The following is a 26,675-nucleotide window of genomic DNA, read 5'->3' as shown; positions in this document are numbered from 1 at the left end:
TTTACGTGTTTTATGCGCTTTTCAAAAGAATTTCTGGTAAAAGACTATTGTTTTGCTTAATGTAGAAATTGTTAATTTAAGTCTAATGGGGTAAAGTTCGCGCCCCACGTATTTTAGAGGTTTTGGTTTTGTCAAAAGCAGAAGTTAGCTTGGAGCACTTGTTCAAGGTATTTACTAAGCCTGAGCATGACGACTCAACGCTGGCTATAATTGAGCGTCACTTATCAGACAATGTTTCTGACTTTTTGTCTAGGCACGTGGTGGCGCAAAAAACGTCTTTAGAAGATATCGAACAGGATTATATGGAGCACCTGGTGCCCGACCAGCCCGATTTCGTCTCGAGCCATGCTGAAGTGTTGCTTAAGAAGCTGGTGAGTCAGTCGGTAAATACCTATTCCCCCACTTTTATTGGACATATGACCTCAGCGCTGCCTTATTTCCATTTACCTTTGGCTAAGTTACTTGTTGGTCTAAATCAAAACCTCGTTAAGATAGAAACATCCAAAGCATTTACTCCTTTAGAACGGCAAACTTTAGGCATGATGCATAACCTCGTTTATGATCGTGATAGCGATTTTTATCAACGTTATTTACATAGTGCAAAACACTCCTTGGGTGCATTTTGTTCAGGCGGTACTATTGCTAATATCACCGCGCTTTGGGTTGCGCGCAACAAGCTATTGGGACCTAAAAAAGGATTTACTGGGGTTGCTAAAGAAGGCTTAATGGCGGCTTACAAGCATTATGAAATTAACGATTTAGGCTTGATTTGCTCTAAGCGTGGCCATTATTCTCTAGGCAAAGCGGTCGATGTGCTTGGCATTGGACGCAACAACGTCCTTAAAGTCGAAAACAGCGATTTACGCTTGTCTCCTGAAGCGGTGCTTAAATTAGGGCAACAATATCAAAGTGAAGGCAACAAACTGCTCTCGATTATTGGCATAGCCGGTACTACTGAAACAGGCCATGTCGACCCTTTAAACGAACTTGCAGACGTGGCTAAAGAACTTGGTACTTGGTTTCATGTTGATGCCGCATGGGGCGGGGCAACGCTGTTTTCTAATACTCACAAACATAAGCTAAAAGGTATTGAAAAGGCAGATTCAGTCACGATTGATGCCCACAAACAAATGTATGTGCCAATGGGGGCTGGAATGGCCTTGTTTAAAAATCCCCACGATGCAAACTCTGTTCGCCACCACGCACAATATATTCTGCGTGAAGGCTCGAAAGACTTGGGTGCGACCACACTCGAGGGCTCACGTAATGGTATGGCTCTTACGGTGTATTCATCACTGCATATATTAGGTCGCGGTGGCTACCAATTATTGATCGACAAAGCAATTAGCTTGGCTCAAACCTTTGCTAGAATGATCAATGAACATAGTCATTTTGAGTTAATTACTGAACCTGTGCTTTCTATTCTTACTTATAGGTTGCGTCCTGGGCACTTATCGGCCATAGGAGAAGCTTCAGAAACTCAATGGCAAGCAATTAACGAAGAGTTAGACACTTTAACGGTTTCTGTACAAAAGCAGCAGCGTGAGGCAGGCAAATCATTTGTGTCTAGAACACGAATTGAGGCGGTGCAGTATAATAGTGCAGCGGTAACGGTATTCAGAGTTGTGTTAGCAAACCCACTTACCTCAGAGAAAGACCTCGTTAATATTCTCAATGAACAAGTCGCTATTGCCGAAGAACACGAAGTTTGGCAGCGATTGTGCCAGCAAAAACTGTCACAAATCGCGTAGGCTTTTTCTACTATCTGGTATTCTTTGTTTTTACAATTCGACGACGGGTTACATAGACCATGGCAAGTAAGCCTAAGTATATCGCGCTAGTACTACCGCCGCCACTATCGCTTGAAGGTTGAGTTGGGCTAACGACATTGTTGATCAAAGTGTTGGCGGCTGGATTTAAATTAGGGTTGGTTGAGACAGTCGCATCTATCACCACAATGTCAGTAATGATGACTAAATTTTCATCTGTTGGCGTCACGCCGTTTAGCGCATCTGTTTGTGAAAAATTTCTCAATGGTAGCTCTGCAAATGGCGACGAATAGCCAAAACGCGGCAACGCTGCAATTTGCTCTACAATGTCCATACCATTTCCAAGAACCTGTCCAAATACTGTATAGCCGCCGTTCTCGGTATCGAGCCTAGCAGAGCCCGCACTATTATCAGATAAATTAACAAAAAACTGAGAAGTGGCACTATTTGGATCTCCGCCTAACTTAGCCATAGCCACTGTTCCTCGCAAATTTGATAGAACGGGCTCATTTAGAACGGTCGTGCCTGTAGGGATTTGCTCAGGTGGAAAGCTATTAGCGTATTGAAATCCGCCCATTTGAATAACAAAATTAGGCGACGTGCGGTGCACTGTATTGTTAGCGTAAGCACCAGCATTGACATATGACAAGAAGTTTTCGACAGTGCGCGGCGTTGCCGTATCAAAAAGGTTTATTTGAAAGTCACCAATACTCGTACGTACCTCAACAACAGTCGCGTGAACTGTGGTAGAAGCGAGTAAACAAGAAATTGCGAAAATAAAAGCGGTAAGTTTTGAGATTTCTTTCACGATGAGTTCCGTTTCGAATGAGCAAAATAAAATGGGCGATATAAATTGTGGCCCGAATAATATAGTAGCTATATTCGCAATACTAGCCTTTTAGTCAAAAGCACCATTTTTCTAAACTTCTGTGATACTTTCTTTAGAACTATCAATCATAATTCCTACAAAGCAGTTTGGTATGTCTTCGCTTTAGGCTAGGTAATGAAATAAATGACGCTACTTTAAGGTCTATACTATTAGCTTGCGATAAACATTTTATAAAAAAGTAGCGATTAAGGCAGAAAAGACCCAGCGAGGAAGAAAATGGACAAAGTTTTAGTGGTTGAAGATGATTTAGATATTGCTACCTTAATTAGCGTGAATTTGACTGAACTGGGCTTGGCTATTGATCACTTTGATGATGGTCAGCAAGGGCTTGAGTCTGCGCTTAAAAATGATTATGCATTGGTACTTTTAGATGTGATGCTGCCTTCATTGGGCGGTTTAGATATTTGTCGCAAGCTGCGCGAGGAAAAACCCGAACAGGCGATTATCATGTTAACAGCCAAAAATTCAGAAACCGACCGCGTACTTGGTTTAGAGTTGGGTGCCGATGATTATATGACCAAACCCTTCAGTATAAGGGAGCTGCAAGCTAGAGTGCGTTCACAAATAAGAAAAGCGCATTTGCTTAGCAGTATTCAGCAACAACCAGCCACACCTAGTCATTATATCGAGCAGGGCAAGATAAGAATAAACCAACAAACTCGGGAAGTGTTGTGTAATACCGTTGCTGTTGAGCTTACCGCTACCGAATTTGACCTTTTATATCATTTAATGAAACATCCCAATCAAGTATTTTCAAGAGCGCAGTTACTTGAATCAGTGTGGGGCTATCAACATAGCGGCTATGAGCACACTGTTAACTCTCATATCAACCGTTTACGTGCAAAGGTTGAATTAGATGCTGCCAACCCTGAATATGTGCAAACTGTGTGGGGCGTAGGCTATAAATTTAATAGTGTTAAGCAAGTTTCACCTAGCACCACCAATACGAGGGTGTAATATGTGGCGTCCTCGTTTGTGCTTTTATCAGCGTTTATCGGTAAGCTTAGTTGCGGTATTTTTTTGCGTAATTACTTTATTTGTTGTGGCCTCATCTTATTTACAAGAATCGGTAACCCATGAAGGCGAACAGCGTTTGCATTTGCAGTTGGCAAGTCATCTTGTACAAGATAACCCTCTATTAAAAACAGGTGTTTATGATTACGACGCACTTAAAAACTTGTTTCATACCCTGATGGTACTCGGCCCCAGTTTTGAATTTTATTTTGTAGATCCTCAAGGCAATATTTTAACTTACTCGCCCGAGAATGGAGATGTCTTGACCGAGCAGATAGATTTAGCGCCAGTAACAGCACTATTAAATGGCAGTGATAGTTTTCCCTTGTATGGTACCGATCCTAAATCTACAACGCGAGATAAAATATTTTCAGTTGCCCCGGTGTTTAATGAGGATACTTTGCAAGGCTATTTGTATGTAATTATTGGTGGGGCGCAGTATGACTCTGTGGTTGATAGCTTAAAGCAAAGTAACGGTATCCAACAATTTGCGCTTATTATTGTTGCTGGTACTTTGTTTCTCTTCTTTGCCTTATTACTGCTTTTTAGGGTATTTACATTGCCTTTAAAGAGGCTAAGCGACGACATGGATTCTTTTCGTAACAGTGGATTTAACCTCGAGAATTCAGGGGTGACTTTATTGCCATGGAAAGATGATAGCCGCAATGAGGTTCAGCGCTTAGGGTTTTCGTTTAATGAGATGCTAAAGCATATCGATTTACAATGGCAGCAAATAAAAAGCACAGATGTACAAAGACGTAGTTTATTGACTGATCTTTCACACGATCTTCGTACCCCGCTTGCTAACCTTCAAGGCTATGTTGAAACTTTAGCCTTGAAAGGCGAAAGCCTTAAGGCACCTGAGCGGCAACGCTTTATTGATATATCGCTTAAGAATTTACATAATTTGAAGCGATTGATAGATCAAATTTTCGAGCTAGCTTATTTAGAAAGCGGGCATATTAAACTTAAAAACGAAAACTTTGTTTTAACAGAATTACTGCATGATATTGCCGCTAAGTTTAAAATAAAGGCTGACGAAAAGAATATTCAATTAAGTGTTCATGCACAAAAAGTAAATGCCTACGTTAAGGCCGATATTGAAAAGCTAGAACGTGTACTTTCCAATCTTCTTGAGAATGCGATTCGTCATACGCCGCAAGATGGGCGTATAGATATTAGTGTAATAACACGTGGGGAACAGATTCAAATCAATGTTGTTGATTCAGGGGTGGGTATTGCACCTGAAGAAGTCGCTTATATATTTGATGCTCGATATCAAGCGTCAAACACTAAACGAGACGCAACAGCGCATGTTGGGCTTGGCTTAGCTATTAGCCAAAAGTTGGTACTATTACTTGGTTCTAACTTAGTTGTACAAAGTGAACTTGGTAGGGGAACAAGTTTTAGTTTCTCTTTGTCAAATGCAGAACCTACCTAAAATCGAAAAGTGCTAGTTGTTAATGGAACACAAGCACTTTGCATATTTTATTCTACATCAAGTTCTTTGAGCTTACGCGTTAAGGTATTTCGGCCCCAACCTAAGCGTTTTGCGGCTTCTTGCTTATGCCCATGGGTATGGACTAAAGCTCGTTTTAGAAGTACTTTTTCAAAGTGGATTAGTGCTTGGTCTAAAATTTCGTTTTTGCCTGTTTGTAGTTGCTCGTCAGCCCATATAGACAATAAGTCGGTCCATTCACTCTGCTGTTTGTCATTTTTAGCGCTCTCTTTTGTGGTTGATAATTCAGGCGGAAAATCAGCCGGTTTTATTTCTTGCCCACTCGCCATTACGGTTAACCATCGACAAGTATTTTCGAGCTGGCGCACATTTCCAGGCCAGTTAAAGCTACTGAGTTTTTGGGCTGCTTCATCACTTAAGCTTTTTAAATCAACGCCCAGTTCTTTTGCTGCTTTAACTAAGAAATGCCTTGCTAGCACGGGTATATCTTCGCGTCTTTCGTTCAGCGACGGGATATGAATTTTGATGACATTTAATCGATGATATAAATCTTCTCTAAAGCTACCATCGCTTACTTTCTTTTCTAAATCTTGGTGAGTTGCGGCAATAATTCTGACATCGACCGACACAGGGTTGTGTCCACCGACGCGGTAAAACTGCCCGTCGGCGAGGACTCTTAACAGTCGAGTTTGTACATCTACAGGCATGTCACCAATTTCGTCTAAAAATAGCGTGCCGCCATCGGCTTGTTCGAAGCGTCCTGTACGCATATTTTGAGCACCGGTAAACGCGCCTTTTTCATGCCCAAACAGTTCTGATTCGACTAAGTCTTTTGGAATTGCTGCCATGTTCAACGCAACGAAGGATTGACGAGCGCGCGGACTATGTTTATGCAGCGCTTGTGCAACTAGCTCTTTTCCTGAACCAGACTGCCCATTAATAAGGACGCTAATAGACGATCTTGACAGGCGCCCTATGGCTCGAAATACTTCCTGCATTGCTGGCGCTGCGCCAATAATCTCTTTGCTTGGGTTTTCCTTTTCGATACTGATGTGAGATGAGTATTCTTTTGCATGTTCTAAAGCTCGTTTGGTTAATGCTACAGCTTCATCAACATCAAATGGCTTCGGCAGATATTCAAAGGCGCCGCTTTGATATGCATTCACCGCACTATCTAAATCAGAATGTGCGGTCATTATGATAACCGGCAGTTCAGGATAGTGCTTATGTACTTCTTCTAGTAATTGCATACCATCCATTTGTGGCATACGTACATCTGAGACTATCACCATGGGTGCTTGGCCAGATTGTATTTGTAGAAGTAAATCCTCCGGGTTGTCGAAAGACAAGCAGGCTATATTTGCTGCAGTCAATGCTTTCTCTAATACCCAACGAATTGAATTGTCGTCATCAACTATCCATACTGATTTGCTCATATGTTCATATCCTTGTGTTTTTTCAGCGCTACGGCATCACTTTGTTGTTGTTTTAGAATAGGAATGTAAATCGTAAATTCTGTAAACCCGGGATAACTTTGCACGTCTATTTTTCCATTGTGATGATCGGTAAGTGTTTGAGCGATTGAAAGTCCTAAACCGCTGCCGTGTTCTTTACTACTGACCATGGGGTAGAATAAGGTATCTTTAAGCTGTGTTGGTATGCCCGGGCCGTTATCTATAATACTGACCCTGGCGCTTAGCTGATGTCGTACTCCTTTAATGACGCACTGGCGTTCAATTCTTGTTTTAAAGGTTATCATTGGCGCTTGACCATCAGCAGCTTGATGCATTTGTAGTGCTTGGGACGCGTTGCGAGCAATATTCAATATGGCTTGTTGGAGCATGTCAGGATCAGCATATAAGTCGGGAATGGAAGGATCGTAATCGCGCGTTATTTGCATCGAAAATGATAAATCATTCATAATGACTGATTGTGCTTTATCGAGTATTTGGTGCAAATTAAATAAACGTTTTTGTGGCAGTGAATTAGGCCCTAATAACCTATCAACAAGGTTGCGTAATCGGTCTGCTTGGTCGATTATCATCTGTGTGAACTCTTTTTCTTCAGGGTGATGCAGCTTTTTTTCTAGCAAATTGGGCTGCGCCGCGAATACCACCTAAAGGGTTTTTTATCTCGTGAGCTAATCCTCTCACTAAGTCTCTTGCAGCAACTTGCTGGGCATATTGTTGTGATTCTTGTGTGATTTTTCGCTGTTTATCGACGGGGTTTATTTCAAGTAGGGCATTTATTTCACCATTTACCGAAATGATATTTGCGTTAATATCAACAGTGGTGCAACGTCCTTCTCTAAAACACATAGGCACGCCAGTTTCTCTATAATCTTCTTTTGTTTCTAACGCTTTTAATATTTGTTGTTGATTTAGATTGTCGTCTACCAAGAACTCGTTGAGGGGTCTTTCTTTTACTTGATTAATACCGGTTTCAAGCAAGTTAAGGGCGGCATCATTGGCAAAAGTCACCTCAAATTTGTCATTCACTAAAATAAGCGCTGTTTTAAGCGAATTCAAAAACAATTCGTAATTGTGGCGATCGTCAACCAAAGCTATCTCCAAGTACATCATAGTCATGCGCACTCAATTAGTGCAATAAAGTATATTAATGTATTCGCCGGTGCAAGTCAGTGATATTTAGTATCTTAAAATATCGCTATTAAAGCCTATGGATAGGGGGCTCAAACAGAATTTAGTTGATTAATGCTGAAGCTTGGTGCAAATACAAATTTCTTGATTCACTAGATGCAATAATCTTGCCCGAGTTGTCGATAAATTTTACAGTGTAGTTATAGGCGCCACGTTCCATGTTCGTGAGCCTGAACATGCCTGTGGCAGATTCATGGATTTGTTCGTTTATATGCAGTTGGAAAAAGCCGCCCACCTTGGGTTCTATTGACGCGCCAATCGATATTTCACCTGAATTACTGCGCACTGTTGCTTCGGGTTGTGGACTTAATATTGTAACGGTGTGGGTTATTTTTTCTTTCTGCGTACGTTGAACAACAGGGTGGGGTTGTATTGCTCTAGACTCAAAGGTGCTAGTCGGTACATTTAAAATAACTTCGATTGAGCCGGGGGTTTCTTGGTCCGAATAGGTCACGCTACCGTCTTTATGGATAGTTTTGAACACTTTATTAGATGCGCCAACAGTCGTTGTTACTAACAACAAAGCTGTCAATAATGTAGCAACAATCATTTTAAGCTGTATTAAACGCATCTAGTTCACCTCATGAAAAGTGCTATTCTTCAGTCTATATTACGTTAATTTGGACAAAAAAAAGCCTGCATTTGCAGGCTAAGTATCAAATGAAATAAGTGTTTGCGATACAAACACTTATAACTCTTATTATTACACGCTGTAGTACATATCGAACTCAAGCGGGTGTGTTGCCATTTTAATGGTCAACACTTCTTCATTTTTAAGTGCTATATAGGCATCAATCATTTCGTCTGACATTACACCGCCTTCAGTTAGGAAGGCACGGTCTTTATCAAGGGCAGCAAGGGCTTCTTCAAGTGAACCAGCCACTTGTGGAATGTTTGCAGCTTCTTCTGGTGGTAAGTCATAAAGATCTTTATCTGCAGCTTCACCAGGGTGAATTTTATTTTTGATGCCGTCAAGGCCAGCCATTAACATTGCTGCAAACGCTAGGTATGGGTTAGCAGTTGGGTCAGGGAAGCGTACTTCTATACGACGTGCTCTTTCGCTTGTAACATATGGAATACGAATCGACGCACTGCGGTTACGAGCAGAATATGCAAGCATAACAGGTGCTTCAAACCCTGGGACCAAACGCTTATAAGAGTTGGTAGAGGCGTTAGCGAATGCGTTAATCGCATGCGCATGCTTAATTATACCACCAATGTAATATAAGGCTTCTTCAGACAAGCCAGCGTAGCTGTCGCCTGCAAAAATGTTTTTGCCGTCTTTACTGATTGATTGGTGACAGTGCATACCAGACCCGTTGTCGCCAACTAATGGCTTAGGCATAAACGTTGCGCTCTTGTCGTAAGCATGCGCAACATTATGAACAACGTACTTATAGATTTGGATTTCATCAGCTTTTTTGACCATAGTATTGAACAAACAAGCAATCTCATTTTGTCCAGCAGTCGCTACTTCGTGGTGATGAGCTTCAACGGTAAGGCCCATTTCTTCCATAACCATACACATTGCAGCACGAATGTCGTGGCCTGAATCAACTGGTGGTACTGGGAAATAGCCGCCTTTAACGCCTGGACGGTGAGCTAAGTTGCCTCCTTCGTACTCAGAACCTGCATTCCATTTAGCTTCTTCAGAATCGATTTTAAAGAATGAACCGGCCATGTCAGTGTGGAAACGAACATCGTCAAACATAAAGAACTCAGGCTCTGGACCAAATAAGACTTTATCACCAATGCCGGTAGACACTAAGTATTCTTCAGCGCGGCGTGCTATTGAGCGTGGGTCACGTGAATAGCCTTGCATCGTTGTAGGTTCTAATATGTCACAGCGAATGTTGATTTGTGTTTCTTCAGCGAATGGGTCCAATACCGCTGTAGTTGGGTCTGGCATAAGGATCATGTCAGATTCGTTAATGCCTTTCCATCCACTAATTGAAGAACCGTCGAACATTTTTCCTTCTTCAAAGAAATCATCGTTTACTTGGTGAGATGGAATAGATACGTGTTGCTCTTTTCCTTTGGTATCTGTGAAGCGTAAATCAACAAACTTAGCTTCTGTTTCTTTAATCAGTTCCAACGCTGACTCGTATGACATAAAGGTTCTCCCGTTTCGTTGTCATGTAAAAGGTTGTCATTAACACTCACATTCTCATGTGCGCGTTTCATCCAACATAAAGTGCACTAAACTCTTGCTTTAGTATTGCAGTAAATTTTCCTGATTGCACTATAAGCGATAAACGTGCCATTTATCAAATTATTAATAGTGCTTAAAACACGCGGGTTCCACGGGATGTGGATGTTTTGGGCTTTCTTTTGACGCACCGCAATAGAGCTTTTTAATGATTTTATGCATCATAATGGTGCGCATTGTTTTTGTGCAATGAACTTTTGCGAGAAGCTTTGTGAAAATTTAATGATAAAACAGATAAGTTTGTCGCTTATTGCGCAATAAATCTGTACAATCCGCGCCCAACTTAACTATCACAATGAGCTGGGTATGCATAAATTTGCTACCACAGCCCTTAATGAGAATCTGTAATGTCAGTAAAAAATCTTCGCAATATCGCGATAATAGCGCACGTCGACCATGGTAAAACAACATTGGTAGACAAACTTCTTCAACAATCAGGTACGCTAGAGAGCCGCGGAGTAGCAGAAGAACGTGTAATGGACTCTAATGATATTGAAAAAGAGCGCGGCATTACCATTCTTGCTAAAAACACGGCAATCAACTGGAATGAGTATCGCATCAATATCGTAGATACTCCCGGACACGCCGACTTTGGCGGTGAAGTAGAACGAGTTATGTCAATGGCCGACTCAGTACTGCTTTTAGTTGATGCCCAAGAAGGCCCAATGCCACAAACCCGCTTTGTGACCCAAAAAGCATTCGCTCAAGGCTTAAAGCCAATAGTCGTTATTAACAAAATTGATAAGCCAGGTGCTCGTCCAGATTGGGTAATGGATCAAGTTTTTGATTTGTTTGACAACTTAGGCGCAACTGACGACCAGCTTGATTTTGATGTTGTTTATGCATCGGCATTAAATGGTTGGGCATCAAATGATGTTGACGTGAAAAGCGATGATATGACGCCCTTATTCGAAACCATCGTTTCTAAAGTTGCGGCGCCAGATGCTGATCCTGACGGCCCCTTCCAAATGCAAATTTCTCAGCTTGATTATAACTCTTATGTCGGCGTTATCGGCATTGGTCGTATTACCCGTGGTACTGTTAAAATCAATCAACAAGTTACTGTGGTTAACGCTAAAGGCGAAAAGCGCAATGGTAAAGTGGGTAAGGTCCTTGGCTATTTAGGACTTGACCGTCACGATGTAGAGTCTGCTGAAGCAGGCGATATTATTGCGATTACAGGCTTAGGTGAATTGAAAATATCTGATACAGTTTGTGACGTGACTAAGGTAGAAGCGCTAGTTCCTTTATCGGTAGATGAACCAACGGTTACCATGACCTTCCAAGTGAATACTTCACCTTTCGCAGGTAAAGAAGGCAAATACGTTACTTCGCGTAATATCCTTGAACGTTTACAAACAGAATTGATTCATAACGTTGCTTTACGTGTTGAAGAAACAGCTGACCCTGATAAGTTTAGAGTATCAGGTCGTGGTGAGCTTCACTTAGGCATATTAATCGAAAACATGCGCCGCGAAGGTTATGAGCTTGCCGTCTCGCGTCCTGAAGTTATTTTGAAAGAAGAAAATGGCCAGTTGATGGAACCCTATGAAACCTTAACGGTTGACGTAGAAGAGCAGCATCAAGGGTCTATGATGGAACAACTTGGTATTCGTAAAGCAGAAATGGCGGATATGTCGCCAGACGGAAAAGGACGCGTTAGGCTTGATTTCGTGATCCCTAGCCGTGGCTTAATTGGTTTCCAAACAGACTTCATGACCATGACCTCTGGTTCTGGTTTGTTATACCACACATTTGATCACTACGGTCCGCACAAAGGCGGCAATATTGGTCAACGTAAAAACGGTGTTCTTATTGCCAATGCAACGGGTAAAGCCTTAACCAATGCATTGTTTAACTTGCAAGAGCGTGGTCGTTTGTTTATTGGTCATGGTGTTGAAGTATACGAAGGCATGGTCATAGGTATTCATAGCCGCGATAACGACTTAACTGTAAACGCCCTTAAGGGTAAGCAATTAACTAACGTACGTGCCTCGGGAACCGACGAAGCGCAAACCTTGGTGCCGCCAATCGTTTACACTTTGGAGCAGGCGCTGGAGTTTATTGATGATGATGAACTTGTAGAGGTTACGCCAGTTAGTATTCGTATTCGTAAAAAGCTACTTACCGAAAATGAGCGTAAACGCGCTGGTCGTGCGCCAAAAAGCTAATTAGTGTTTTTTAACATTTGTGCGTAACAGTTTTGTTGCGCACAAACTGTTATGCAAGTTCGATTGCGCATTTACGTAATTGTAGGATCACTTTTTACATCCCGCTTGTCACTCTTCTTTTACTTCTTATTGATCGGGATTGGGCATAATTTACCCACTTAAGTCGTTTTATATACTTTCTTAGTGTTCACATATTCTATTTGCTACTGTCTTAGCGTATTGTTAGTTATTAACAAAAATTAGCCAATATGTCTTAGTATTCAACAAGACGCGTATTTTGGCATCTAACTACTGCGATGAGATTGACTAGTGAATTTTGATATTACACCATCAAGAGATGGCACCTTTGCATACAAATGGGAAAAGTATAAAGGGAAAGATATTCTTCCTGCTTGGATTGCTGACACGGAGTTTGCTTGTGCCTCGGCGATTAGCGAGGCACTTAAGGCACGAATCGATCACGGTGCTTTAGGATATACTTTACCTCAACACTATACACCAGCGATTGATGCTGTAATAAAATGGTGTGCGAAGCAATATGATTGGCATATTCAAGCCAATTGGATTGTGTGGACACCTGGGGTTGTGCCTGCTTTTAACATGGCCTGCAAAGCATTTTGTCAGCCGGGCGACTCAGTTATGATCCAAACGCCCAATTATCCGCCCCTGTTAGCCGCCCCTGCTTTAAATGGCCTTAAGCCTATACATATTGGGACAATACTTGACGGCCAACGTTACACGATTGATTTTGACGCGCTAGCGAAAGAAGCTGCGAGGCCGGAATGTAAATTGTTCATACTGTGCAATCCCATGAATCCGGTTGGTGCAGTGCTGAGTGAATCTGAGCTTGAGCGTGTTGCTAGCATATGTGAGGCGAATGGCGTTATGTTATGTAGTGATGAGATTCATTGCGACCTTATTTTAGATGGCTCTAAGCATATCCCTGCGGGTGCTATTGAACGCATTAGTGAAAATTCAGTTACGCTTATGGCAGCAAGTAAAACGTTTAACGTAGCTGGTTTAGGGACCTCATTTGCCATCATTCCCAATGCAAAAGTTCGCAATAACTTTGTCAAGGCCGGAGCTGGAATTGTACCTTGGCCTAATGTATTAGGGCTAGTTGCGGTAGAAGCTGCGTTTAATGAATGCAACGCTTGGCGAGAGCAACAGTTGAGCTATTTGCGCGCAAACCGCGACTACTTGGTTAGCGCCATTAATAAAATTGAAGGCTTGCACGCCGTATCACCTCAAGCGACTTTTTTATTGTGGGTCGATGCAACAAAACTAAATGTAGAAAACACGCAATTGTGGTGCGAAAACAAAGGAGTAGGGCCGTCACCAGGGAAAGACTTTGGGGAGCCTAGTCACTTTAGGCTTAATTTTGGTTGCTCGTTAGATTTTGTTAAGCAAATGGTTGCGCGCTTACAGTCCTAGAAACTGGGAAAGGTGTATTAGTACAAGTAATGTGTGGATTTGTTAGCTATGAAAACGCAAGCATACGAGAGTACCCCGATTGGACCGCGGCGCTGTCAGCGCCGGTGGCACTCACGTTAGTTAATTGGCCCAATTACAGCGCCTATCCCGCCTTTGGTGGCGATACTCAAAAACGTATTCCCCTTCTTATCAATGAAGATAATGTTATTAAGCAAGTAAATGCGATTTGGTGGTTTGACGCAATCAGCCAGAATAATGAGACACGCCTTGGCAAACGAACCAGCTTTAATGCCAGGAATTTAGATAGTCCTTTTTGGAAAAGTGCCATCAATCATAAGCGAGGGCTTATTTTAGCCAGTCAACTGGGAGAATCTAAATTAGTCGGTAAAACAAAGCACCAATATTTAATGCAATCTCAGCAGCCATTTATGCTCGGCGCCGTTTATCGAAAATTACGCAATGGAGATTATTGCTGCGCTATTATCACGCGAGATGCCCACCCTAAAATGTCGCCATATCACGATAAAGCCTTTCCTTTATTTCTTCCCATTGATGATATTTTTTTACACATTTGGTTAGGAGAAGACAGTGCCCAGCATCCACAAATCGATGCTCTATTGCGTTCACCAAAACTTTACCCAACTTTGCATGTGCAGCGCGTTAAGACTTACAAGCATAAGCAAATAGTAGGCAATGTTAATGACACTCTTTTTAGTGACATCGAAAGCTAAGGCCATCCGTTGTGGCAAACGTCAAAAATTTGTTGTGTGCTGATGTAAAAAAGCCATATTTGCGACGGCTAGCTTTTCGCCTAAGACATTAATTTAGTTATATATTTAATTTTTGTATAGCCTGTCTGGCCTTTCTAGCTTAGGCCCTGCAGCCTGTTGGATAATATTTTTATTAATTTTTTGGGGTCTTAAAGTGAGGCGTTTTGCAAACAGGTGTAATTCTTGCAAGTTACTGATATGCTTTACATAACTCCCTAATATATACCTATGAGCGCTTTGCAAACTAAGTCCCTTAAATTTTTGGTGAATCTCCAGGCATCTCTGATCTTGATCTTGGGTTTGGCTTCTTCAGGCCAAGTATTCGCAGCAACAAACTCTATTGAAATTTCGAGTGTTGCTGCTTCTACCTTGCCACAAGTGCTAAAAGCCAGAAATGTTGAGCCTAAGTATCAACTTGCGATTATTATTGACGACATTGGCGCAAAAGCCGCTGATATTAATGCGTTTTCATTGCCTAAAGATATTACTTTCTCAATTTTGCCGCATACACAATACTCTACTGAATTTTCTTACTATGCATCTCAACAAAACAGGGAAGTGATGTTGCATATGCCAATGGAGTCTTTGCATGACGAACGTTTAGGGCCGGGTCCTTTGCTTGCAAGTATGTATCCCGATGAAGTAGAAAGTGCGGTTTTAAATGCGTTGAAAACAGTCCCTCACGCGGTTGGTGTCAATAACCATATGGGCAGTAAATTAACCCAAATGACTTTGCAGATGACAAGCTTCATGAATGTATTGGAAGCGAATAATTTGTTTTTTGTAGATAGTCGTACCACTCGCTTTACTAAGGCTAAGTTAATTGCTAATCAACGCGGCGTAAAAGCGGCAAGTCGTCATGTGTTTTTAGACCATGTGCAAAAAGAAGCGTTTATTGCTCATCAATTTGCGCTCGCTATTAAACGTGCAAAACAAAATAAAAAGGCAATATTGATTGCTCATCCTTATCCTGTCACCTTGGCGTTTTTAACAAAGCAATTGCCTAACTTACCAAGTGATATTAGTTTAGTTACCTTAAGCGAATACTTGCAAGAGACCAACAAGTTTAGAACCAACCCTCGCTTAGTGACGACACAGGCAGTTCCTTTTGAAGATGATGTTTATGCGAAGGTTTCTCCTGAAGATTGAGTCGCTGTAAAATTAATATCGTTACTGTGATTGTCTTTATCTGTAAAAATTAGTCCTTCGAGTGTTCCAATTTTCATTTAGATGTTATACTATAACATCATGAAGGTGGCAGCATACGTCGCCGATTCTTTTCGCATATGCGTGACAGTAATATAAACGTTAACTAATAGGCTCGTTAGATTGAAAATAGTAGGCATCAAATCACAAGATATTAATAACGACATGGTGGGTACTCGCATGTCTTCTGATATCCCCGCCATTATTGTTAAAAATAACAGTAAGCTTGACCGCTTTGGCGTGTGGTTGACGAGTTTGTGTGCGCTTCATTGCTTACTTCTGCCAGTGTTAATTCCATTGGCTCCTTTAGTTGCAAGCTCATTCGTTGCCGAAGCTTGGTTTGAACGTGTTATTCTTAGCGGTTCAATATTAGTTGGTTTTGCAGCCTTATTCATTGGTTTCCACAAATATCATCGCCAACTTTATCCTATATACTCACTCGTCCTAGGCGGTTTGATATATTGGAATAAACACATCTTTGGTGAGCAATATGAGCCGATTACTATCGCTATTGGTGCGCTTTTAATCATCATTGCGCATGTAGCTAATTTACGTTTATGTAAAAAATGCAAAACTTGTGAGACTTGCTAGACTGTCTCACATGAAGGTCCTTGAGTAATTATCAGGTTTTATTCCGCATACTGACGCAGTAACGCCGGATCGTTACTAAATACTGCGTCCACGCCCATCTTATTAAGCTTCATACAGCCTTTTTCAAAATTAACTGTGTAACTCCACACTTCGATGTTTTTGCTGTGTGCGTGTTCAACAAACTCTTTGGTCACCAATTCTGCATCAATACCGGCTATTGCTAGCCCTAAATCTACAGCATATTGCGCCATATCCACTGGCAAATGAGCGATTAAACCACCAAACTTAATGTGTTTTTCAAAGGGCGTGCCTCGTACCAAAACTTGTAATTGCTTAAGCAAAGGATGATTAAATGAAGAGATAACGACGTCTGAACCATACTCACCAATATACTGGTTGACTTGAGATAGCAGCTGTTGAGGATCGCTAATAAACTTCAATTCCAAATTTAGCATACACTTGCCTTTGACTAAGTCAAAAAGTTCGGTAAGCAAAGGTAGTTTGTGTTCTTGTTTAAGACGTAGGGTCGCAATTTGTGCTAAAGATAAATCTGCAAGGTCGCCGCGAGTTTGCGCTAAACGGTCAAGTTGAAAGTCATGAAATATGACAAATTGATCTTCTACTTGGTGAAGATCAAGCTCAATGCCATAGACACCGATTTCTAAGGCTTTTTCAAAAGCTTCTATAGTATTTTCATGGTAGTGTGCGCTTACTCCTCTATGAGCAATTATGTGCATAATTTTTTCCATTTTGTTAGCTAAGAACAGCAGACTTAAACGAGAATTGACTTAAAATTCAGTTTCTCTGTCAAGTGCGCGCTGTTCTCTATGGGCGTTAATTGTTTCGTATATGGCCGCAGAGATGACCAGTATACCGCCAAAGAGAGTTTGCCAAGTTGGCGACTCATTAAGCAATACTATCGCAAATATTACTCCATAAAAAGGCTGCATACAGGCAACTAATGAAAAGGTTTTAGCACGCAAATGTTTAAGTGCATTGGCGACCATAGCATGGGGAAGGGCTGTAAAAATTGTGCCAAGCAGCAGGAGTAATAGTGCGGTTTCTAGACCCATCGATGTAAAATCATCGGACACGAAAAATATTAAACAGGGGCATATCACCATAATTTGGTAAGCCATTGCCTTTGAGCCTGAATAATGTGAGAAGAAGCGACGATGCATAAGGTTACGAATCGCATACAAAAAGGCAGAAAATACACCTATAAGCACCCCTAAGGTGACATCATTTGACAAAGACACCGTTGGGACTATAAACCAGATCCCTAGTAAGACAATCAAAGCGCTGGCGATGTCTTGCCAGCAAATCCTAATTTTCTCGAAGAAAGGTTCTAGTAGGACAGTAATGACTGGGAAGGTAAACAATGCAATGATGCCCACCGACACCGTTGCGTATTGCATGGATGCAAAATAAGTTACCCAATGCACAGCCATAATGACGCCTAAGCCTATACCAATAAAATAGTCTTTGGTGTTATTGAGCTTTAGGGACTCACCGCTTAGTTTCACAAACAAAAATAGCATTAGAAACCCTGGAAGCGAGCGGCCAAAGGTAATATCTAAGGCTGACAATTCAATCAGTCTAGAAAATAATGCCGTGCCGCCAAGTAACATAACCGTAAGATGTAAGTTAATTAGACTGCGTTTAACGGGATTCATAGCGCCGATTTTCTTCAAAGCGCTTTTGCTAGAGCTTCTCCGAGGCGAGTAACATCACCCGCTGACAAATCTTCAAACTCGATTTTATCGGATTCGAAGCAAAGGACCACGGTTGAGCCCAGCTTAAAGCGGCCCATCTCTTCCCCTTTCTCTAGGCTTATTTCTTCATCATTATGCTGCCAATGCTGTACATACTTACCAGCCGGTGGAGTAATGTTTCCAGCCCAAACTGTTTCGATACTTGCCACAATGGTTGCGCCTACAAGTACGAGTGCGACTTTACCTACTGATGTGTCAAATAATGTAACCACTCGTTCATTGCGTGCAAATAAACCCGGGACGTTTTCAGCTGTTAAGGGGTTAACGGAAAAAAGCTCGCCTGGGACATGTAATGTGTCAGTGAGTTTGCCTGCAATGGGCATGTGAATTCGGTGGTAGTCTTTTGGCGCTAAGTAAATGGTAACAAACTTACCACCTTTAAAGCACTGCGCGAGTTCTGGTTTTCCACCTAATAAAGTCGTAAGGCTATAATCATGGCCTTTGGCTTGGAATACCTTATCTCCAATAATGTCGCCGAATTGACTTACTTTGCCATCTACGGGCTGGCATAAAGTATCTTCACCCTCAACTATTGGACGGATGCCATCTTTTAAAGGACGGGTAAAAAAGGCGTTGAAAGTGTCATATGCGCTAGGCTGCTCAAAAAGCGCTTCTGTCATGTCGATTTTGAAGGCTTTTATAAATATCTTAATAAGGAACTGGGTAAGCACACCAGCTTTTGCAGCGGCGAGTTTGCCTACTAATCTTGACAACAAATGTTTTGGCAAAATATATTGCGCGCGTACTTTAATCCAATCAATCACAAACTTTTCTCCGGTTTAAGGCCTTGTATTGTATAACATAGATGAAATTTGGGTAGTGTTAATAGTCGCCAGACGATTATTCTTTGATATAAGCAGGTCGGTTCTGGTCTAAGGAGTCGACAATTTTCAGATAGCTTTGATAGCGTAGGACATCGATTTTATTTTCTTCAACGGCTTCTCGAATAAGGCAGCCAGGGTCGTTACGGTGAGTACAATCACTAAATTTACAGCCCCCTAAATAGGCTCTAAATTCGACAAATCCTTGGGTAATGTCACTAACAGGTAAATGCCAAAGACCAAATTCCCTTACACCTGGTGAGTCAATAAGCTCTCCGCCCAGACTAAAGGGAATAAGTTTTGCGGCGGTGGTGGTGTGTGTGCCTAGTCCTGAGTTATCAGATACCTCACCAACGACTTCTTGGGAGTCTGGCAGCAATTGATTTATTAGACTTGATTTGCCCACACCACTTTGACCCACTAAGACATTGACTTTGTCTTTTAATACGCTTGTGAGTTCGTCTAATCCCGCTTGAGTTTTACAACTTGCAAAAATTATTTTGTAGCCAATTTGTTCGTATACAAGAAGTTCTTTTTTGACCGCGATTAACTCTTCGTCGCTTAGCAGTTCAACTTTATTCACCACTACGATGGGCGGGATTTGCGCATGTTCGCAGGCAACCAAATAGCGGTCAATAATATGCGTAGATAATGCAGGCACAATGCTCGCAACCACAATAATTTGATCAATATTAGCGGCGATTGGTTTTAAACCATCGTAATAATCAGGGCGGGAAAGTTCGCTTTTACGGTCTACAACTACTTCAATAATCCCGCGGTCTCGCTCTTCTGCTGTCGTACTTGGCCTAAACACGACATTGTCACCACACACCACCGATTTAATCGTTCTACGGATATAACACTTGTGTTGAGTGCGATCAGCGCTTGAGGTTTCAACAATGGCTTGTTTGCCAAATCGGCTAATGACACGGCCGTCGGTGAGTTCGCCCAATGAACTATTATCTTCAGCTTTCGTTGGCGAAGCCTTGTCATTTGCAACGATACGTTTGTTGCGATTTTTAGCTATTTGACGTTGCTGATTTTTCGATAATTTTGGTTTTTTAGACACGTAATTACTAGCGTATATTGGCGAATGTTGTGCAACATGATACCTTGTTCAGTAGCGTTAGCCTAGAGCGGGTTTAACTGTGACCATGACCAACAGAAATGAGTAGGAAAGTAAATGTCGTTGAATGAACAAAATCTTGTCTGGATAGATATGGAAATGACAGGACTTGATCCTGAAACATGCGTTGTACTTGAAATTGCGACAATAGTAACTGATGCTCAATTAAATATACTTGCAACAGGCCCTGTTATTGCAGTTCATCAAAGTGATGACGTTCTTGATAACATGGATGAGTGGTGCGTAAAAACCCATGGAGCGACAGGCTTAACGCAGCGCTGTAAAGATAGCGACATCGATGTAGAACAAGCATCCGCATTAACTATTGAGTTTTTGCAAAACTACGTGCCAGCAGGAAAGTCACCCTTGTGCGGAAATACGATTGGTCAAGACCGACGTTTTTTAGTGAAATACATGCCACAGCTTGAAGCTTATTTTCATTATCGTAATATTGATGTAAGCACCATTAAAGAGCTCACAGCTAGATGGAAGCCTGAAGTATTAACAGGCTTTAAAAAGAAAGGAATTCACCTTGCTTTAGATGACATCATGGAGTCTATTGACGAAATGAAATTTTATCGTGAGACGGTGTTTAAGATTTAACCTTCTTTCTTTTGCAAAGTATTTTTTTCATCAATTCACGTGGAATTTGTTAAAAAATTCAGAAATTCGCAAAATAGTACTTGCACCGGCGCAAAATTTTTTTATAATGCGCCTCCAGATTGCGGGAATAGCTCAGTTGGTAGAGCGCGACCTTGCCAAGGTCGAGGTCGCGAGTTCGAATCTCGTTTCCCGCTCCAATCTTTCTTCCTTTGTATTATCACAAAAAGTACCCCACACAACTTACGCTACTTTTGCCGCTCAAAGCTTATGCAACACATACAGCTTATGCAACATAAAGCCACATAAACTGATATGCGTCTAGCGTTTGGCTTTGCATGCAGTCTACTGTCTGATTCGTGACTAAGTCGCTACATACAGAACTTCCTAAGACCTTAAAGAATTCAGGCGACAGCGACAGTTTGTATTCACTGAAATTTACCACACACAATAATTTACTCGATTCAGATAAACGTAAATACGCGAAACAGTGTTGGTTGGGTGCGTCCAAGAAGTGTGTTTGGGCGTCACCAAAGATTGAATAGCGCTGACGTACTTGTATTAAGTTATCTAAACCATCCGAAATTAAAGGGTGAGGAGATTGTTGTAATTGTTCTGTACTCACGTCTATGCGATGCACCCAGCGTTCATCATGGGATTTGGTTACATCGTTTTGATAGCGGTAATCATTAGTGAGGCCGAGTTCGTCTCCTGCGTATAAAAGAGGAATGCCACCAACAGTCAAAATAACTGAATGCACCAGCAGTACTCTTTTAACAGCAAGGGCAAGCAGATGTGCATCGTTTTTTTCTATGGCTTGTTCAAGTCCACACAACGACGCTAAGCTACCACATACTCTGCAATCACCAGTACTTGGGTTTTCGCCAAAAGGGACGCCAGAGGCAAAACTGCCCTCAAATCGGCCAGTATAGAATTGATTTAGGAAGCGGCGATGGTCATCACCATTGATCCCTAGGCTATTTGCAAGTTCATCATCGAAGGTCCAACCAATATCGTCATGACAACGAACATAATTAACCCAGGTACAATCGTTATTGATATTCCCTGTTTTTTGCATCGAAGCTGTCATAAGCCGCGTTTTGCGAGTGGCTAAGCTATTCCAAATAAGTGCCATCAACAATGGGTTGTAAGATAACTGACACTCGTCGACATCAATATATTTTACCACTTCATCAGGATGCACAATTGCTTCACTTTTAAACACAACTGCCGGTGAGACTATTTGCAAACATGCGTTGAATGCTTGAATTAATGTATGTGCTTTGTCTTGATTTTCGCAGGTCGTGCCCATTTCTTTCCAAATAAAGGCGAGTGCATCTAGGCGCAATGCGTCGCAGCCTATATTGGCAAGAAATAACATCTCTTCGGTAATGGCATTAAACACCACAGGATTAGCGTAGTTTAGATCCCATTGAAAATTATTAAAGGTAGTCCAAACCCACTTTTTGCAACTTGGCTCAAAACTAAAGTTACCACGGCGTACTTGTGGGAAAATTTCGCGTAGATTCTCCTCATACTTATTAGGCTCAGTTTTATCGTCAAACATATAATAATATTGCTGAAACTCTGCGTTACCTTGCTTGGCTTGCAAAGCCCATTCGTGTTCGTCAGACGTATGGTTGAAAACGAAATCCAAAACTAGGTTTATACCCGCTTTATTGAGTGCTGTAGCTAAGCTTTTAAGCTCAGCGATACTGCCAAGTGAAGGATTTGTTTGACGATAATCTGAAACAGCGTAACCGCCATCGCTGTCGCCTTCGGGAGATTTATACAATGGCATAAGGTGCAGATAATTGATTCCGCGACTTTTCAGGTAAGGGATGCGCTTTTTCAATCCGTCAAAATCACCACCAAACAAGTCAACATAGCAAGCCATCCCCAACATATCGTTACGACGATACCAAGTAGGGTCAGCGAGTTTCTTTTGGTCTTTGTTCTTTAACGCGCGACTGCGATTAGCGTAGCTTAAGGCAAGCTTTGTGACCAAGGACTGTAAGTGGTAGTAGAAATCATATTGCCATCCATAAACGATATGGTAGCAAGTAAATAACTTTTCAAAGTGAGTGTGCAAACGTTCTTCAAATATGGCTTTATCGGCCGCGTTTATGCCTTTCACGTTTAGGTCGCTGAGTATGCGTTTGAGGGTACGTTGGCTTTCTGTTGCGTAATTCATCATAATTCTTGGCTCGACTTTTGAACTTGTAAACTTTGGTATGCAAACAATATAAATAATCTGTTTTAGTCGCTGTGAATTTATAGGGTTTTTAAATGATTACAGCCACGTAATCAAACTCAGAAAATAAACACACCTGAACTAAGCACATTTTGTTTACACTAAATATAACTTTTATTAGCATATCTTAATCGATTAAGGCGTGCATGGCAAAAGTTTCCTATGACTAATTTTGCGTAAATGTCCGGTCGATTGATATTGTGTGCAAATAGGTAAGTTGTCCCCTTACTCCGTGTGAACTTTCTGGGTAAAGCATTAGCTTTACCCAGTTTTTTTATGTTACACACAAAGCTAAACAACTTGCTAGTCATGCTAAATACTGTCCGCTCAAAAGACCTTGTTGTACATCCAAAATTAGCAACGCATTCTGGTTTAATGGGCGCATATGCGCTAACGTTGTCATCTTTCACTACTATTGGAATATTCGTTTGAATTATGTTGCTCATATCCATTTAGCGCATCTTACCAAAACGAGTTTGTTGGGGAACTTTTTAGGGGATTTTGTAAAGGGGAGTGATTTGGCTCATCTCCCTCCTGCTATAGAGCAAGGAGTGCGCTTGCACCGTGCTGTTGATACGTTTACCGATCAACACGCTTTGGTGAAGAAATTAAAAAAGCCTTCCCTCGAGATATTAGACGCATGTCTGGCGTCGTCATCGATATTTACTTTGACCATTTACTTTGCCGTGATTGGGACCTTTATAATGATGCCAGCTTGGCGCGCGTTCTGTCATCGTTTTATCATTCATTGGCAAATACGGAGTTAGTTTTACCTGGGCGATTTGCACAGGTCAAGCAAGGTTTATTGTCTTATAAATGGCTGCATGATTATACTCAACGTGAAGCGGCACATCGGGCTTTTTTTCAAATAGAAAAAAGGCTGGATAAACGCATTGTTTTTGCTGATGCAGCAGTAGATTTTGTCCACCAACATGACCACCTTTTTCAAAATGCCTTTGGTGAATTCTATCCTGAGCTTATCTCATACTGCCGTAGTCACGACTTTGCTCGCTAATAACTAGGCCTGCCCTTGGGTATAGATTTACAAATATGCCCTTGTGTTTTTATGGGAGTGACGTAGATTGTTCGCTAACTTTTAATCTTTATTTGTCTTATGTCAGAAAATCAAATTATTCAAATGAATGCTGCGAACGAAGCGCTAAAAAACGTTTTTGGCTTTGATCATTTTAGAAGCTCGCAGCAACAAATTATCAATAATGTGCTTAGTGGCCTTAATACGCTAGCGATAATGCCTACCGGTGGCGGCAAGTCTCTTTGCTACCAAATTCCTGGTATCGTATTTGAGGGCTTAACTATTGTTATTTCGCCACTTATTTCGTTAATGCAGGATCAAGTCAGGCAACTAGAGGAGCTTGACGTGCCTGCATGTGTGCTCAATAGCACCTTAAGCACTCATGAATATCAACACAATTTTGACGCTATCGCAAAAGGCGAGATAAAACTTTTGTTTTTAGCGCCAGAAACGGTTCTGCAATCGCCAGTTATTAGCTTGCTACAAGCACAGAAAATTGCATGTATCGCGATTGACGAAGCACATTGTATATCTGAGTGGGGTCACGAATTTAGACCTGAATATAGACAGTTGCACCAACTTGTAGATTACTTTCCGAATGCAGTCGTGATCGCGCTAACCGCTACCGCTACGCCAAGAGTTCGAGAAGATATTAAAAGGCAGTTAGGAATTGATGACAATGCCGAATTTATATCAAGTTTTGACCGCCCAAATTTATATATTGAAGTGGCACACAAAGATAATCCATATCAGCAAGCAAAAGCCTGTATTGATAGGCATCCAGAGCAATCTGGTATTATTTATTGCCAATCGCGTTCTAGCGTTGACGAATTAGCCAAAAAACTTATCGATGATGGATATAAGGCTATGCCTTATCATGCTGGTTTAAACAGCCAAAAGCGAAGTGATAGCCAGCATAAATTTGTTTATGATGACGTTGATATTATTGTTGCCACAATCGCTTTTGGGATGGGGATTAACAAGCCTGACGTGCGCTATGTTTTACACTATGATTTACCCAAGAATATTGAAGGCTACTACCAACAAATAGGAAGGGCGGGGCGAGATGGTTTACAAGCCGATTGCTTACTTTTATTTGGTTATGGTGATACCGGCAAAATACGCTACTTTATTGACCAAATGCACGACGAACAACAGCGCCGCCTTGCAAATATGCATTTAAGTCAAATGCTCGCCCTCGCCGAAACAGAAGATTGCCGACGCATTGTACTGCTACGTTATTTTGGCGAAACAGAGTTTGCTGACAATTGCCAACAATGCGATAACTGCTTAAACGAAGATAAAGAAAAATCAGATTTAACGGTAGTTGCACAAAAATTCTTATCTTGTGTGCTGCGCACTGGGCAGCGGTTTGGGGCTAGCCATATCGTTGATGTGCTGCGCGGTTCAAATGCCGAAAAGGTGTTGCAAAATCAACACAACTTACTGTCAACCTACAATATTGGCTTGGAGTTAAGCAAAAAACAATGGATGGCTTTAGCGCGACAACTTATTCAAAAAGGCTTGTTAGTTCAGGATGAAAGCTTCGGTAGCCTGCGCCTAACAGCCCAAGCTAGTGATCTTTTAAAAGGTAATGTGCCATTTTTTGCTCAATTGCAAAAAGCTGTGCCCAAACATTCTTCAAAAAGTAATAGCAAGCAAATAGAATGCGACAACGCGCTGCTTGATTTACTTAAGCGTAAACGCAAAGCCTTAGCCGACGAATCTGCCGTGCCTCCTTACGCTATATTTGCGGACCGTTCACTTCATGAAATGGCGCACTATTTCCCGCAAAGTGAGGAAACGCTCTTAAAAATACATGGCGTTGGCCAAGCTAAACTTGAAAAATACGGTGAGATCTTTATCACGATTATTAGTGCTTATTGCCGCGAACATGCTAAGGCTGAAATAACGAATGAGGCAAGTCCATCACAAGCAAGCAAACGCAAAACAACGAAGCCTAATATTGGCGCTAAAACACAAGAGATAGCCCAACAATTTGATGATGGTTTCTCGATTTTAGCCTTATCGCAACAGCATAAAGTACAAGCAAATACCATTTTCAATCATCTTTACAAATATGTGCAAGCCGACAAGAAGTTCGCAAATACGGCAGTTTTTAAGGCTGAATTAGGATTGAGTGAGCAAGAAATTTTAGAGAGTGCACAGGCTTTTAAGGATAATGGTACTGAGCGTTTGAAGCCAGTTTATGACGCTCTTAATGCTAGGTTTAGCTACGAACAATTACATTTATTGAGGGTACTTTATTTGGCCCAAATATAGGCTGTTATGTACATTCTGGGCTTGCGTGATATACTGCAAACCAACCTCATCAGACCAGTTGCGTTTCCTACTATTAATGCACTGCAGAACCACGTATATATAAGGTCGCCATGAAAACAGTAAATCCCTTGCGTACTTTTGCAGAAAAAACGCTCACCTATCCCAAATGGTTGTCCATGAGATTATTGACTTGGGTCTTTCGCTTTAAGGTGAAATTAGTTGGCACAACTAAACTAGAAATTATCGACACTGACTTACAAAGTGTCACGTTTTTTGTTAAAAATCGAACTAAGGTGCGCAATCATATTGGCCAAGTGCATGCTGCCACCATGGCTTTGCTGGCAGAGTCCGCAACAGGGTTTGTGGTTGGCTTAAACTTACCTGGTGACAAACTTCCGTTAATCAAAACTATGAATCTAAAGTATGTGCGCCGGTCGACCGGTTCAATGAAGGCTGTTGCATGGGTGAGCGACGAACAAATAGCGCTGATGCAAAGTGCAGACAAAGGCGACATTATGGTTGCGGTTAAAGTAACAGATGAAAGCAACGAAGAGCCGGTCATTTGTGAAATGAATTGGGCATGGATAACACGTAGTTAGTCCCTTATTGTG

General features: G+C 41.5%; 20 protein-coding genes, 1 tRNA gene and 2 pseudogenes. 13 read left to right on the top strand and 10 right to left on the bottom strand.

Annotated elements, in window-relative coordinates:
• Positions 1–128 precede the first annotated feature (128 nt).
• The gene (panP, locus tag AC0L6H_RS21660; protein WP_473391504.1) at positions 129–1,751 is read left to right on the top strand and encodes a pyridoxal-dependent aspartate 1-decarboxylase PanP; all 1,623 of its coding nucleotides are present in this window, start codon (positions 129–131) and stop codon (positions 1,749–1,751) included.
• A 10-nt stretch (positions 1,752–1,761) separates the two neighbouring features.
• On the opposite strand, the gene AC0L6H_RS21655 is transcribed toward panP, so the two are convergent.
• Positions 1,762–2,577 carry a peptidylprolyl isomerase gene (locus AC0L6H_RS21655; protein WP_473391503.1) on the bottom strand — a complete coding sequence of 272 codons (816 nt, stop codon included), beginning with the start codon at positions 2,575–2,577 and terminating at the stop codon, positions 1,762–1,764.
• 297 nt (positions 2,578–2,874) lie between these two features.
• Between AC0L6H_RS21655 and AC0L6H_RS21650 the strand changes: the two genes are divergently transcribed.
• The gene (locus tag AC0L6H_RS21650) at positions 2,875–3,615 is read left to right on the top strand and encodes a response regulator transcription factor (RefSeq protein WP_473391501.1); all 741 of its coding nucleotides are present in this window, start codon (positions 2,875–2,877) and stop codon (positions 3,613–3,615) included.
• Between the two features lies 1 nt (position 3,616).
• Positions 3,617–5,113 carry an ATP-binding protein gene (locus AC0L6H_RS21645; RefSeq protein WP_473391500.1) on the top strand — a complete coding sequence of 499 codons (1,497 nt, stop codon included), beginning with the start codon at positions 3,617–3,619 and terminating at the stop codon, positions 5,111–5,113.
• 47 nt (positions 5,114–5,160) lie between these two features.
• On the opposite strand, the gene glnG is transcribed toward AC0L6H_RS21645, so the two are convergent.
• The 4 genes and pseudogenes from glnG to glnA all read right to left on the bottom strand — a co-directional run bounded on the left by glnG (position 5,161) and on the right by glnA (position 9,904).
• On the bottom strand, positions 5,161–6,567 hold the full coding sequence (gene glnG, locus AC0L6H_RS21640) for a nitrogen regulation protein NR(I) (protein ID WP_473391499.1): 1,407 nt from the start codon (positions 6,565–6,567) through the stop codon (positions 5,161–5,163).
• Positions 6,564–7,710 (bottom strand): annotated as a pseudogene (gene glnL, locus AC0L6H_RS21635) (nitrogen regulation protein NR(II)). The gene glnG and the pseudogene glnL overlap by 4 nt, the downstream one beginning before the upstream one ends.
• Positions 7,711–7,834: 124 nt before the next feature.
• Positions 7,835–8,362, bottom strand: coding sequence for a hypothetical protein (locus AC0L6H_RS21630; RefSeq protein WP_473391498.1), 528 nt, complete (start codon positions 8,360–8,362; stop codon positions 7,835–7,837).
• A 132-nt stretch (positions 8,363–8,494) separates the two neighbouring features.
• Positions 8,495–9,904: a glutamate--ammonia ligase gene (glnA, locus tag AC0L6H_RS21625; protein WP_473391496.1), complete on the bottom strand. Its 1,410-nt coding sequence runs from the start codon at positions 9,902–9,904 to the stop codon at positions 8,495–8,497.
• A gap of 443 nt (positions 9,905–10,347) precedes the next feature.
• Between glnA and typA the strand changes: the two genes are divergently transcribed.
• The 5 genes from typA to AC0L6H_RS21600 all read left to right on the top strand — a co-directional run bounded on the left by typA (position 10,348) and on the right by AC0L6H_RS21600 (position 16,172).
• Positions 10,348–12,171 carry a translational GTPase TypA gene (gene typA / locus AC0L6H_RS21620; RefSeq protein ID WP_473391495.1) on the top strand — a complete coding sequence of 608 codons (1,824 nt, stop codon included), beginning with the start codon at positions 10,348–10,350 and terminating at the stop codon, positions 12,169–12,171.
• A 309-nt stretch (positions 12,172–12,480) separates the two neighbouring features.
• The gene (locus AC0L6H_RS21615) at positions 12,481–13,605 is read left to right on the top strand and encodes a MalY/PatB family protein (protein WP_473391494.1); all 1,125 of its coding nucleotides are present in this window, start codon (positions 12,481–12,483) and stop codon (positions 13,603–13,605) included.
• A gap of 29 nt (positions 13,606–13,634) precedes the next feature.
• On the top strand, positions 13,635–14,336 hold the full coding sequence (locus AC0L6H_RS21610) for an SOS response-associated peptidase family protein (RefSeq protein ID WP_473391493.1): 702 nt from the start codon (positions 13,635–13,637) through the stop codon (positions 14,334–14,336).
• Between the two features lie 327 nt (positions 14,337–14,663).
• Positions 14,664–15,524 (top strand): divergent polysaccharide deacetylase family protein, encoded by an 861-nt coding sequence (locus AC0L6H_RS21605; protein ID WP_473391492.1) that lies wholly within the window; start codon positions 14,664–14,666, stop codon positions 15,522–15,524.
• Between the two features lie 237 nt (positions 15,525–15,761).
• On the top strand, positions 15,762–16,172 hold the full coding sequence (locus tag AC0L6H_RS21600) for a MerC domain-containing protein (RefSeq protein WP_473394619.1): 411 nt from the start codon (positions 15,762–15,764) through the stop codon (positions 16,170–16,172).
• A 38-nt stretch (positions 16,173–16,210) separates the two neighbouring features.
• Here AC0L6H_RS21600 and AC0L6H_RS21595 read toward each other — a convergent pair whose 3' ends face one another.
• The 4 genes from AC0L6H_RS21595 to rsgA all read right to left on the bottom strand — a co-directional run bounded on the left by AC0L6H_RS21595 (position 16,211) and on the right by rsgA (position 19,837).
• Positions 16,211–16,909 (bottom strand): glycerophosphodiester phosphodiesterase, encoded by a 699-nt coding sequence (locus AC0L6H_RS21595; RefSeq protein ID WP_473391491.1) that lies wholly within the window; start codon positions 16,907–16,909, stop codon positions 16,211–16,213.
• Between the two features lie 51 nt (positions 16,910–16,960).
• On the bottom strand, positions 16,961–17,848 hold the full coding sequence (locus tag AC0L6H_RS21590) for a DMT family transporter (RefSeq protein WP_473391490.1): 888 nt from the start codon (positions 17,846–17,848) through the stop codon (positions 16,961–16,963).
• A 14-nt stretch (positions 17,849–17,862) separates the two neighbouring features.
• Positions 17,863–18,711 carry an archaetidylserine decarboxylase gene (gene asd / locus AC0L6H_RS21585; protein WP_473391488.1) on the bottom strand — a complete coding sequence of 283 codons (849 nt, stop codon included), beginning with the start codon at positions 18,709–18,711 and terminating at the stop codon, positions 17,863–17,865.
• Between the two features lie 76 nt (positions 18,712–18,787).
• Entirely contained in the window at positions 18,788–19,837 is a 1,050-nt protein-coding gene (gene rsgA, locus AC0L6H_RS21580; RefSeq protein WP_473391486.1) for a small ribosomal subunit biogenesis GTPase RsgA, read from the bottom strand.
• 114 nt (positions 19,838–19,951) lie between these two features.
• Here rsgA and orn point away from each other — a divergent pair, with 114 nt between their 5' ends.
• Together orn and AC0L6H_RS21570 are read left to right on the top strand one after the other, a co-directional pair.
• Positions 19,952–20,497, top strand: coding sequence for an oligoribonuclease (orn, locus tag AC0L6H_RS21575; protein ID WP_473391485.1), 546 nt, complete (start codon positions 19,952–19,954; stop codon positions 20,495–20,497).
• Between the two features lie 121 nt (positions 20,498–20,618).
• Positions 20,619–20,694 (top strand) — tRNA-Gly (locus AC0L6H_RS21570).
• An 86-nt stretch (positions 20,695–20,780) separates the two neighbouring features.
• On the opposite strand, the gene AC0L6H_RS21565 is transcribed toward AC0L6H_RS21570, so the two are convergent.
• Positions 20,781–22,688 carry an alpha-amylase family glycosyl hydrolase gene (locus AC0L6H_RS21565; protein WP_473394617.1) on the bottom strand — a complete coding sequence of 636 codons (1,908 nt, stop codon included), beginning with the start codon at positions 22,686–22,688 and terminating at the stop codon, positions 20,781–20,783.
• A gap of 488 nt (positions 22,689–23,176) precedes the next feature.
• Between AC0L6H_RS21565 and AC0L6H_RS21560 the strand changes: the two are divergent.
• The 3 genes and pseudogenes from AC0L6H_RS21560 (at position 23,177) to AC0L6H_RS21550 (ending at position 26,663) form a co-directional block, all read left to right on the top strand.
• Positions 23,177–23,763 (top strand): annotated as a pseudogene (locus AC0L6H_RS21560) (acyl carrier protein phosphodiesterase).
• A gap of 99 nt (positions 23,764–23,862) precedes the next feature.
• Positions 23,863–26,064 (top strand): DNA helicase RecQ, encoded by a 2,202-nt coding sequence (recQ, locus tag AC0L6H_RS21555; protein WP_473391484.1) that lies wholly within the window; start codon positions 23,863–23,865, stop codon positions 26,062–26,064.
• A gap of 110 nt (positions 26,065–26,174) precedes the next feature.
• A complete protein-coding gene (locus tag AC0L6H_RS21550) occupies positions 26,175–26,663 on the top strand; it encodes a DUF4442 domain-containing protein (protein ID WP_473391483.1) in 489 nt (162 codons plus the stop codon).
• Positions 26,664–26,675 lie beyond the last annotated feature (12 nt).

The organism is Glaciecola sp. G7-5, from assembly GCF_055808975.1.
This window is presented reverse-complemented; position numbering and strand designations above follow the sequence as displayed.

Coding starts and splice junctions, on each gene's coding strand:
- orn (WP_473391485.1), top strand. CDS start 19,952: ATGTCGTTGAATGAACAAAATCTTGTCTGGATAGATATGGAAATGACA.
- AC0L6H_RS21630 (WP_473391498.1), bottom strand. CDS start 8,362: ATGCGTTTAATACAGCTTAAAATGATTGTTGCTACATTATTGACAGCT.
- typA (WP_473391495.1), top strand. CDS start 10,348: ATGTCAGTAAAAAATCTTCGCAATATCGCGATAATAGCGCACGTCGAC.
- AC0L6H_RS21565 (WP_473394617.1), bottom strand. CDS start 22,688: ATGAATTACGCAACAGAAAGCCAACGTACCCTCAAACGCATACTCAGC.
- glnG (WP_473391499.1), bottom strand. CDS start 6,567: ATGAGCAAATCAGTATGGATAGTTGATGACGACAATTCAATTCGTTGG.
- AC0L6H_RS21645 (WP_473391500.1), top strand. CDS start 3,617: ATGTGGCGTCCTCGTTTGTGCTTTTATCAGCGTTTATCGGTAAGCTTA.
- AC0L6H_RS21590 (WP_473391490.1), bottom strand. CDS start 17,848: ATGAATCCCGTTAAACGCAGTCTAATTAACTTACATCTTACGGTTATG.
- AC0L6H_RS21610 (WP_473391493.1), top strand. CDS start 13,635: ATGTGTGGATTTGTTAGCTATGAAAACGCAAGCATACGAGAGTACCCC.
- AC0L6H_RS21600 (WP_473394619.1), top strand. CDS start 15,762: ATGTCTTCTGATATCCCCGCCATTATTGTTAAAAATAACAGTAAGCTT.
- AC0L6H_RS21595 (WP_473391491.1), bottom strand. CDS start 16,909: ATGCACATAATTGCTCATAGAGGAGTAAGCGCACACTACCATGAAAAT.
- AC0L6H_RS21550 (WP_473391483.1), top strand. CDS start 26,175: ATGAAAACAGTAAATCCCTTGCGTACTTTTGCAGAAAAAACGCTCACC.
- recQ (WP_473391484.1), top strand. CDS start 23,863: ATGTCAGAAAATCAAATTATTCAAATGAATGCTGCGAACGAAGCGCTA.
- AC0L6H_RS21650 (WP_473391501.1), top strand. CDS start 2,875: ATGGACAAAGTTTTAGTGGTTGAAGATGATTTAGATATTGCTACCTTA.
- glnA (WP_473391496.1), bottom strand. CDS start 9,904: ATGTCATACGAGTCAGCGTTGGAACTGATTAAAGAAACAGAAGCTAAG.